The sequence below is a fragment of the Pedobacter vanadiisoli genome, from assembly GCF_042684385.1.
Lineage (GTDB): Bacteria > Bacteroidota > Bacteroidia > Sphingobacteriales > Sphingobacteriaceae > Pedobacter > Pedobacter vanadiisoli.
This window is the reverse complement of sequence record NZ_JBHULL010000027.1, coordinates 1-3274: the sequence shown is the minus strand read 5'-3', so window position 1 is coordinate 3274 and position 3274 is coordinate 1. Positions and strand designations below refer to the sequence as shown.

Annotated in this window: 1 rRNA gene; it reads right to left on the bottom strand. The window is 48.5% G+C overall.

From position 1 onward, the window contains the following. Nucleotides 1-94: 94 nt before the first annotated feature. Nucleotides 95-2969: ribosomal RNA gene (locus ACFSR6_RS17590) — 23S ribosomal RNA — on the bottom strand. Nucleotides 2970-3274: the final 305 nt, after the last annotated feature.

Sequence of the window (3274 nt, the reverse complement as noted above, 5' to 3'; positions counted from 1 at the left end):
GTATTCCGCTTTAGTCTTTAGTCTTTCAGCTAGTCGCTTGAAATGACATATTATTGAAAGAAGTTAGTTTGAAGAACAAACAACACTATGTTGCTTTTGAAAGCTTCGGATGATTAGTACTACTCGACTATGCTGTCACCAGCTTTACATCTGTAGCCTATCAACGTAGTAGTCTGCTACGGTCCTATATGGAATTCTCATCTCGTGGCTAGTTTCGCACTTAGATGCTTTCAGCGCTTATCTATTCCCAGCGTAGCTACTCTGCAATGCCCCTGGCGGAACAACAGATTCACTAGAGGCTGGTCCAACCCGGTCCTCTCGTACTAAGGTCAGCCCCACTCAAAATTCCTACGCCCACAACAGATAGGGACCGAACTGTCTCGCGACGTTCTGAACCCAGCTCGCGTGCCACTTTAATCGGCGAACAGCCGAACCCTTGGGACCTTCTCCAGCCCCAGGATGTGACGAGCCGACATCGAGGTGCCAAACCTCCCCGTCGATATGAGCTCTTGGGGGAGATCAGCCTGTTATCCCCAGCGTACCTTTTATCCTTTGAGCGATGGCCCTTCCATGCAGAACCACCGGATCACTATATCCGTCTTTCGACCCTGATCGACCTGTATGTCTCACAGTCAAGCAAGCTTATGCTATTGCACTCCCCGTACGGTTACCAAGCGTACTGAGCTTACCTTTGAAAGCCTCCGTTACCTTTTTGGAGGCGACCACCCCAGTCAAACTACCCATCAAACAATGTCTCCCGATAATCGGGATTAGACATCGAATACAGAAAGGGTGGTATTTCAACGTTGGCTCCTTGATGCCTGGCGACACCAATTCATAGCCTCCCACCTATCCTACACATCCTGTACCCAATGTCAATGTTAAATTGTAGTGAAGGTGCATGGGGTCTTTCCGTCCCGTTGCGGGTACCCGGCGTCTTCACCGGGACCACAATTTCACCGAGCTCATGGCTGAGACAGCGCCCAGATCGTTACACCATTCGTGCAGGTCGGAACTTACCCGACAAGGAATTTCGCTACCTTAGGACCGTTATAGTTACGGCCGCCGTTTACTGGGGCTTCGATTCAATGCTTCTCTTACGATGACATCCCCTCTTAACCTTCCAGCACCGGGCAGGTGTCAGGCCTTATACCTCATCTTTCGATTTTGCAAAGCCATGTGTTTTTGTTAAACAGTCGCCTGGGCCTTTTCACTGCGGCTGCCATTGCTGACAGCGCCCCTTCTCCCGAAGTTACAGGGCCATTTTGCCGAGTTCCTTAGCCATGATTCACTCGAGCACCTTAGAATCCTCTTCCCGGATACCTGTGTCGGTTTGCGGTACGGGTTTTTATAACCTGAAGCTTAGCGGTTTTTCTTGGAAGTCTGATTACCTGCACTATCCAATCACCCGAAGGCTCTTGGTACTATCAGCGCTCAGCAAGACCGGCGGATTTGCCTACCAGTCCTATACCTACAGCCTTTAACGATCTATTCCGTCAGATCGCGGCAGTGTCACTACTCCGTCCCCACATCGCAGTTATAAAAAGTACGGTAATATTAAACCGTTGTCCATCGAATTTCCCCTTCGGGTTCTCCTTAGGTCCCGACTAACCCTGATCCGATTAGCGTTGATCAGGAAACCTTATCCTTTCGGTGGGCGGGTTTCTCGCCCGCCTTATCGTTACTTATGCCTACATTTGCTTTTCTATACACTCCAGCACCCATTACCAGATACCTTCACTGTATATAGAATGCTCCCCTACCGATATATTTCAATCCCATAGCTTCGGTGTACAATTTTATGCCCGTTTATTATCCATGCCCGATCGCTCGACTAGTGAGCTGTTACGCACTCTTTAAATGAATGGCTGCTTCCAAGCCAACATCCTAGCTGTCTGTGCAATCGGACCTCGTTAGTTCAACTTAACTGTAACTTGGGGACCTTAGCTGATGGTCTGGGTTCTTTCCCTCTCGGCGCGTGACCTTAGCACCCCGCGCCTCACTGCCGACTATATTATATAGCATTCGGAGTTTGTCTGGATTTGGTAGGATTTGACTCCCCCGCACCCAATCAGTAGCTCTACCTCTATATAACTCAACGTCGACGCTGTTCCTAAAAACATTTCGGGGAGTACGAGCTATTTCCCAGTTTGATTAGCCTTTCACCCCTACCCACAGATCATCCGGAAACTTTTCAACGTTTATCGGTTCGGTCCTCCAGTACGTGTTACCGCACCTTCAACCTGTCCATGGGTAGATCACAAGGTTTCGCGTCTACCTCCTCTGACTATACGCCCTATTCAGACTCGCTTTCGCTTCGGATCCGTGCCTGAAGCACTTAACCTTGCCAGAGAAGAGTAACTCGTAGGCTCATTATGCAAAAGGCACGCCGTCACACCACTTGGATGCTCCGACCGCTTGTAAGTACACGGTTTCAGGTTCTATTTCACTCCCCTGTTCGGGGTTCTTTTCACCTTTCCCTCACGGTACTGGTTCACTATCGGTCTCTCAGGAGTATTTAGCCTTACCGGATGGTGCCGGCAAATTCCCACAAGGCGTCTCCGACCTCGCGGTACTCAGGATACTACTAGGCTAGCATTCTATACGTGTACTGGGCTATCACCATGTATCGCCGGGCTTCCCATCCCGTTCCACTTCTGTTTGCTAATACCACATCGTAGTCCTACAACCCCAAAATTGCCGTAACAATATTGGTTTGGGCTTATTCCCTTTCGCTCGCCACTACTTAGGAAATCATTGTTATTTTCTCTTCCTCTGCTTACTTAGATGTTTCAGTTCGGCAGGTTTGCTCATTATATGTGACTGGTCTTCAACCAGCCGGGTTGCCCCATTCGGAAATCTTCGGATCAATTCCTATTTGCAAATACCCGAAGCTTATCGCAGCTTATCACGTCCTTCATCGCCTCTGAGAGCCAAGGCATCCCCCGTGTACTCTTTCTTACTTTCTTCTACTCATACGCCTTTTGCGCCGTATGGTATGCTTTTTTGCTCTTGTTATGATGTCTCATACCTTCCTTTGAGTTGCCTCTTGGGTTGGTGAGCACAAACAAAACAGTCGCCTATTGTTGTTTGCTCTTCTTTTTTAACTTCTTCCAATATGTCAAAGAACTTTACTAAGGTTGAAAGTGGAGGGTATAAAGGCCGAGGGTTTCATTCCCCTAAGCCTAAGCCTCTAGCTTAACCTTATTAGTAAAAAACTGCGGTCTCGAACCGTTTCAGATCTTTTCTGTATTTCATCTGTGCCCCATGGCGT